Genomic DNA, 6587 nt, shown 5'->3' with positions numbered 1-6587 from the left:
TTCTGATGTGTTCAGCTTTTTACGGGTGTGGATCACGGCCTGACGCAACCCATCAACCGTCAGGCCTTCGGCTTTAGATGATCCAGGCTTTCCTTCAGGATCAACTTGTCGAGCTGCAGCTCTGCGACGATCTTCTTTAGTCGCTCGTTCTCTTTCTGCAGAGCGCGCATCTCGGAAAGCTGAGGACGTCCCATGCCTCCAAACCTCTTGCGCCAATAGTAATAGGTCTTATCCGAAATCCCCGCTTTTCGGCACGCGCTTACAACATCCAATCCATCATGCAAATGCACATCGATCTCGCGCAGTATCTTAAGCGCATCCTCGTCCGAATACCGTTTCCGAGCCATCCCTTCTTCCTCCTGTGACACTCAATTAGTGGCACACTTTTAAGGGGCCAAGACAATAACACGTTGTCCTCGTATGGAACGTTTTTAGAGTTCCCAGCGCGTTAGTGCTGTCTCGGTGGTAGCAGGGTCTGTGGTCGGTTAGCCAAGCCACACGGTCAGACACCGACCTGAGCTTTGCAATCGTCTGTTTGCACCCTGACAAAACGATTACTTTCAGTTTCCTGATACTCGCCGCGTGCATATTTGGTTTCGGCAGTTTGCCAGATGGTGCCCCAACCAAAGTCTGTAATTGCTTCGTGACTACCACTTACAACAACACGGTTGCCATCCATATCTTCGGCCAAACGATTTACCCCAATTTCTGTTGGTGCTTCGTTGCCCTTCCAAGTCAGTACCATCGTCTGCTCTCCTGCTATTCTACAATAAGCTATACGTAGTTGCATAACGGTCAAAATTCAAATTTTGAGTTCAAAAACAATAGGGTTTTCAATGGCACTCTGATGGGCGTTAGTGTTAGATTTCCGAAACCCTATCTGTTGTTTCTGGAGTATTTTTAATGTCTGTTTTTGGTGACCCTGCGACCCAAATGGCTTTTTCAGTCCATGAGAATAAGGGGGTCTTTGCTCTACTTTTGGGTTCAGGCCTGTCCCGTGCAGCGGAAATTCCTACAGGGTGGGAAATAACCACTGACTTAGTTAGGCGCATGGCCACCGCTCAGGGTGTCGAGCCACAAGACGACTGGGGCAAGTGGTACTTCGAAAAGGAAGGCAAAGTGCCAAATTACTCTGAACTTTTGGCCCAGCTCGCAACGACGCCAGCGGAACGCCGTGCCATTTTACATAGCTATATTGAACCGGATGAAGAGGACCGTGAGGAGGGGCGAAAAGTTCCAACTTCTGGTCACAAAGCGATAGCCAAGTTGGTTCGTGATGGACACATCAGGGTAATCGTAACGACGAATTTTGATAGACTTATGGAAAACGCACTGCGTGATGTTGGGGTGGAACCTACCGTTATTACATCGCCTGACGTTCTACAGGGTGCTGAGCCGCTTACTCATAGCGCGTGCTATATTTTGAAAGTTCACGGCGACTATAAAGATGCCCGCATTCTCAATACCGATGATGAGTTAGATGCTTATCCTGATGCATATAACACGTTATTGGATCGAATATTTGATGAGCATGGTCTGATTGTTTGCGGCTGGTCAGGTGAATGGGATCACGCTTTACGCGCTGCAATTTCACGCGTCAGGAATAGACGATATCCCCTCTTCTGGGCGGTACGCGGTGATCTCAAAGGGCGTGGAAAAGAACTATGTGAAAGCCGAAAGGGCTTAACAGTCCCTATTTCTGACGCGGACACCTTCTTTGTAAAGCTGGTAGAGCAGGTGGAGACGCTGGCTCAAAGTAAACGACAAAACCCTGTTGGGGTGGAAATGCTGGTAAACCGTGCAAAGCGATATTTGGCTAAGCCTGAGCACCGCATCCAATTGTCTGATCTTATTTCCGACGAAGTGCTACGTATTGTCGAGCGGCTTGAGAAAAGTGACATGGGGTCGGGTGGAACATTTTCAGCAGAAGAATTTCAGCGCAGGGTCGAAGTATACGAAGGGGCAACAGAGGGTCTTGCTAAAATTTGTGGTTTAGTGGGCCGGTGGGGCGATGCCGCACAAATCCAATTTGTAGTGGATGCCATTGGATCACTGGTGGATCATGCTGGGTTGGTAAACAATGGTAGCACAGTTTTCTTAAACATGCGCACTTATCCCGCTGTACTAAGTTATCAAGCGTGTGCCCTAGGTATGACAAATGTACAAAACTGGTCCCAACTTCATGCGTTTATGGGGGTAGAGTTGGATACCGGATATGACGGCACCATGCGCATGATTGATGCCGTTTCACCGTCTTTGTGGAAAGGCGAGAAAAAGGAGCTTTGGCAAAATTTGCCAGATTTCGAAAGGCGTCATACGCCTTTAAGTGATCACTTTGCAGACGACCTATTTGAAACATGGGGGAAAGCATTTCGCTCTTCAACAGGTGGAATCGTCATTGATTGTCTGATGATTGAAACCTTAACCGCTATCAGATACCTTGAAACTAACGATATCGCAGCTTTGCGTAGTGCTCACGAAAGCGAAACAGATAGGAATTATATCTGGTCTCCGGTTCGTAGGGCGGGTTGGGATAGAAATTTCCGCCAAAAAATTAAACCAAAATTCGAAAATGCAGATTTCTTGAGGGCGTTAACGGATGGCGGATTTGGGCGGGGCGACACAGATTTTGTTGTGTTAGCGATAGAAAGCCACGAACGCCTGATAGGTAAGTTACACTGGAGTTGGTAACGTCTTGACTGTGAGAGGTTTTCTAACCTTAACGTAGAAGTCCAAGCACTACTTCCCGATAGCTGTACAAAACGCCCTAAAGCGCTTGCCAAACGCAGTGGTTGGGCAAGCGCAAAGAGATCATTCGGCAGCGGTCACTTGTGGTTCTTCGTCGGGACCATACCAATCATCGTTGACTTCTCCGCCAACGGAAAAGTCTTCTTCATAGAAGCAAATGTGACCAGCAACACGATTCAAGGTGATGATTGCATTCATGTCGATTGTATCGCCTGAAAACATACGGTCTTGATCGCTAGAGCCAGAGTAGGTGCCGCTTGATGAGATGGTCATTCCTTCGTCATTACGATCAACTACAGCTTCGTCGAAATAGGCTTCTTCAAAGTAAGCGTTGGTCTCAGCCATTACGCCTGAAAGTTGCTCGGAGATATTGTAGTCATTCTCTGGTAGGTAGACTTCCAATACATAATTTTCGACGGTTTCATACAGCCACACGTTACCGCCAAACCAACCTTCTTCGACTAGGAACTCTGCCAAGATGCGAGCTAGTTCATATGCGGAAGGTAAATTGCTTGGTAGGCCATTTAGTCTAGCTAATCGCCACCCAATACGTGCAACATCTGGCACCATGACTGCGGCTTGTTCGATCTGTTCAAGTGGGTAGTCTACTTCGGCAAGTTGCCCTGTATGGCTCTTATATCCAAAGAACGCGGCCACAATTTCACGAGCGTGGGTAGCCTTCAATTTTTGTCCATATTCAGACAGGTGATGGTTGCGCAGAAATTCTGTGCATACTTTAGAAATAGTCATAGGAATTCTCCTGAATCCTTGCGGGACTAACGCGGCGACAAAAAGCGTTTAACTGCCACCATGCCCACAATTCTAAAGGAGTTGCTTCGAAGGTAGCTTAAGGACTTCACCGTCTTTTTGGTCGCTAATAGCCAAGGCATCGGTTCCTAAGCGCAGCATAGCACTAGCTCAGGCGGATTTCAAGTTTCGGTTGGGCGATGACAACTCGGAAATTTCTGAAAAAATATTGTGGCGGGGGTTGCGATTATAATTTCAACTCTAGGACAGGCCCGCAGTTACTAACAGCCCCTCAAAATCAAGGTGGTACCCCACTTTTTGGACCCTAAATTATTGATATATAATGATAATTTGTAAATAAACTGAATTGAGAAACAGGAGACTCTACTTTGTTCGTCCCGCTACGCGGGCACACCGCCTTACAGCCGTGCCACCACACAGCCAACATTCAGAACGATCAGCCCATTACGTCGGGAAAGCCTGAAAGATCAGAAGTATCGAAGCAGCGTGACTAGGAGGTAAAGTAATATTACGTCGGATAATCTGAACATAAGTACAGCTTTCTGTGTGGGTTGGATGTGTGATGTTGTCTTGCTGTATGCACCCGCGTAGCGGGCTGTAGGGCACGATTCAGGCCGATTGTGCGGCTTTGTGGTCAGCTAGGATGCGATATACAGAGGCCACGCCTATGCCCAACTGTGTTGCGATTTCCGGCGCTTTGAACGAACGTGCATGAAGTGCCAGCACATCCGCTGTTTTAGCGCGGGCTGTAGGTGCCCTGCCTTTGTATTTACCTTCTTTTTTTGCCTTCGCTATCCCAATCGTCCGGCGTTCCGCGAAACGGTCTTTTTCGAATTGTCCGATAGCTGCAAGAACATGGAAGTGCAGCGATTGCGCCGCGTCAGTGGGGTCCAAGGGTGTCTTGGCAATATCATGCAGCGTGAAGCGCACACCATGCTTGTGTGACCGCTTTACAGTCTTGATAGCGTGTTCGATATCGCGGAATGCACGGTCCATCTTTGTGATGTGGATATTCACAGATTTTCCAGTCTGCTCTGCCCGATCCATCGCTTGCTCTATCATATCTTCGAAGACAGGGCGGTGATGCCCTGCGCTGCTTTCTTCTTTAAATATATTTGTAGCGCCTGCCTGCGTCAGCAGGTCCGATTGATTGTTCCACGTCGCGGCTTGCTTGTCGGCATTTGTGCTGACCCGTGCGTATCCCCAATTTTCCATCATCCACTCCAATTTTACCAAGTGATTCTAGAGCCTATGATAGCTTATCAATAGGATGCAATCCAGGACTATGTGATAGTGAATGCCGCCTACTATCAGCGCATCTTTAGATATGTGCCTATTGATAGCTGGATACGTCCCGCACAGGAGCATCAGAAGGGTGGACTGCCCGCGTCTAATCAACAAAGGCACAGATGGACGCTTCATTCTGTCAGATTTAACCGTCCGCTGAATGTGCAGTGCCAGTTAAGGTGGTTCGAAGCTCCAGTAAGACACCTTGGGGCAGTTTGTGCAGGTCTGGACTGAGTATACTTAAAAATTACACCGTGAAGGGTGGGCGGAGAGCAGCCATTCGCTGAAGTCGTGAGATCAAATAGTGGTATTGACCAAAGCAGACCTTTGTCGTCCAACTTGCGCAGATACAGAAAGCTCCAGCTATACTGGCGGGTGATAGGGCTGAACAAACAGTAACGGAGCAACAATGCCTGAAGTTAAAAATGCAAAACACATCGGCATGCGCCGCGCCGCAGCCCTCGCGAACTTGACCCTCGATCAACAGTTAGACCTGATTTACGAGGGGCTCCCCGCCCTTATGGGAAGCGTCGAAGAACTGCTCAGTGCGTCGAAGGCTTTGTCAGAAAATCCACGAAGCGCAGCAATTCTAAATCGTCACGCAACAGAAGAGATCGCCAAAATTCTCATATTGCTCGATCTTGTCAGATGCCCAAATCAATTACGCGCCTCAAAGACTGGGGTAATGATAAAATGGTTCTACAGCCATCTGGCACGCCTCATCTATGTGGATGCTCAAAGCTGGAAGCCCATGACCGTTCAGCAGCTCCAAGAGTACGTCGATACGCACCGCCCTTCCCACTATCTCGAGGGGGCAATTGACGAGTATATTGCCCCAAATTTTGAAATATTCAAGCGAGAGAGCGACATGTACGCCGATATCCTATGTGAGGAAGATGGCACTTTGCATTGGCATGATCCTAATGACACGCATCGCAATTCTGATCCCGACCTCGACTTTCTCAGTAATGATAGAGACCCGTGGCCTTGGAAGATATGTTTGGCTCTGCGGGACTTTGGTCTTTTTACCCGCGAAGGGCTTGGCATCATGTCAGATGCATGGAGTAAAATAGACTTCTGCGACCAAGAAACGTGGCATGATGCGAAAGGTTGCGTTGAAGAGATGCTGGTGGCTTCGCAGTCTGCGGGTTTGATTACTGAAAATGCCAAAGAAAACCAAGCTGGTACACTATATCACAGTTGGCAGATGCCAATGTACCATTTGGAGTTTTCTCAGATCACCGTTTCGTTGGAGGAACTGAGGGCACAACAGGAACACAATCTCGCGATGGAAATGGGATATTAGAGGGTGATCGGACATCGCTAGCTTCGACGTACAACCGACAAACCCGACAACCGTGTAGTGTAACGCAGGCTGCGATGATCCGACCGTTGCTTCCGAGGCCTCTTCGGGAAAGTTGCGGCGCGGCGTCGACCAATGCGACCAACGGCAGCTCTGGGCCGATCGCTAAGTCTATTCGAAACCATGCAGCGAGCGGTGATGAATGAGGTAATACCTCTGCCGCTTGCTCAGAGAAACGTTCAGGGCCTCAACCCCTAATGATCGTCGGGAGACTTCCGACAAACGCTTGGAAATCAGAAGCGAGCCGCTATCCGCGAAGCTGATGAAGCCCTTATCGAACAGGGCATCCCAGTTTGGTGAGAGCAAAAGAGCGTTGTCTGGATTCAAGCAATCGTCGGGATCGTCGCGGCAATCTCTCCAAGGCTTTATGTGGGAGGCGACAAGTAGTGCAGTTTCGCTAATGTCTTGGCCCCTTAAAAGT

The 6587-nt window shown here is 48.7% G+C and carries 7 protein-coding genes; 2 read left to right on the top strand and 5 right to left on the bottom strand.

The window, feature by feature from the left end; translation table 11 throughout:
* Positions 1-59: 59 nt before the first annotated feature.
* Both KO498_RS04290 and KO498_RS04285 read right to left on the bottom strand, forming a co-directional pair.
* On the bottom strand, positions 60-347 hold the full coding sequence (locus tag KO498_RS04290) for a transposase (RefSeq protein WP_215958660.1): 288 nt from the start codon (positions 345-347) through the stop codon (positions 60-62).
* A gap of 155 nt (positions 348-502) precedes the next feature.
* On the bottom strand, positions 503-745 hold the full coding sequence (locus KO498_RS04285; protein ID WP_215958659.1) for a hypothetical protein: 243 nt from the start codon (positions 743-745) through the stop codon (positions 503-505).
* A 158-nt stretch (positions 746-903) separates the two neighbouring features.
* Between KO498_RS04285 and KO498_RS04280 the strand changes: the two genes are divergently transcribed.
* Positions 904-2691: an SIR2 family protein gene (locus KO498_RS04280; protein WP_215958658.1), complete on the top strand. Its 1788-nt coding sequence runs from the start codon at positions 904-906 to the stop codon at positions 2689-2691.
* Positions 2692-2811: 120 nt separating this feature from the next.
* Here the strand turns inward: KO498_RS04280 and KO498_RS04275 are convergent, their stop codons facing one another.
* Together KO498_RS04275 and KO498_RS04270 are read right to left on the bottom strand one after the other, a co-directional pair.
* Positions 2812-3498 carry a hypothetical protein gene (locus KO498_RS04275; protein ID WP_215958657.1) on the bottom strand — a complete coding sequence of 229 codons (687 nt, stop codon included), beginning with the start codon at positions 3496-3498 and terminating at the stop codon, positions 2812-2814.
* Positions 3499-4125: 627 nt separating this feature from the next.
* The gene (locus KO498_RS04270; protein WP_215958656.1) at positions 4126-4731 is read right to left on the bottom strand and encodes a recombinase family protein; all 606 of its coding nucleotides are present in this window, start codon (positions 4729-4731) and stop codon (positions 4126-4128) included.
* 481 nt (positions 4732-5212) lie between these two features.
* On the opposite strand from KO498_RS04270, the gene KO498_RS04265 reads away from it, so the two are divergent.
* A complete protein-coding gene (locus tag KO498_RS04265; protein ID WP_215958655.1) occupies positions 5213-6109 on the top strand; it encodes a hypothetical protein in 897 nt (298 codons plus the stop codon).
* Between the two features lie 168 nt (positions 6110-6277).
* Here the strand turns inward: KO498_RS04265 and KO498_RS04260 are convergent.
* A partial coding sequence (locus KO498_RS04260) for an HNH endonuclease signature motif containing protein (protein ID WP_215958654.1) occupies positions 6278-6587 on the bottom strand: 310 nt, incomplete at its 5' end.

It is taken from the genome of Lentibacter algarum, from assembly GCF_018860975.1.
GTDB classification, from domain to species: Bacteria; Pseudomonadota; Alphaproteobacteria; order Rhodobacterales; family Rhodobacteraceae; genus Lentibacter; species Lentibacter algarum_A.
This window is presented reverse-complemented; position numbering and strand designations above follow the sequence as displayed.

Coding starts and splice junctions, on each gene's coding strand:
- KO498_RS04290 (WP_215958660.1), bottom strand. CDS start 347: ATGGCTCGGAAACGGTATTCGGACGAGGATGCGCTTAAGATACTGCGC.
- KO498_RS04275 (WP_215958657.1), bottom strand. CDS start 3,498: ATGACTATTTCTAAAGTATGCACAGAATTTCTGCGCAACCATCACCTG.
- KO498_RS04285 (WP_215958659.1), bottom strand. CDS start 745: ATGGTACTGACTTGGAAGGGCAACGAAGCACCAACAGAAATTGGGGTA.
- KO498_RS04265 (WP_215958655.1), top strand. CDS start 5,213: ATGCCTGAAGTTAAAAATGCAAAACACATCGGCATGCGCCGCGCCGCA.
- KO498_RS04280 (WP_215958658.1), top strand. CDS start 904: ATGTCTGTTTTTGGTGACCCTGCGACCCAAATGGCTTTTTCAGTCCAT.
- KO498_RS04270 (WP_215958656.1), bottom strand. CDS start 4,731: ATGGAAAATTGGGGATACGCACGGGTCAGCACAAATGCCGACAAGCAA.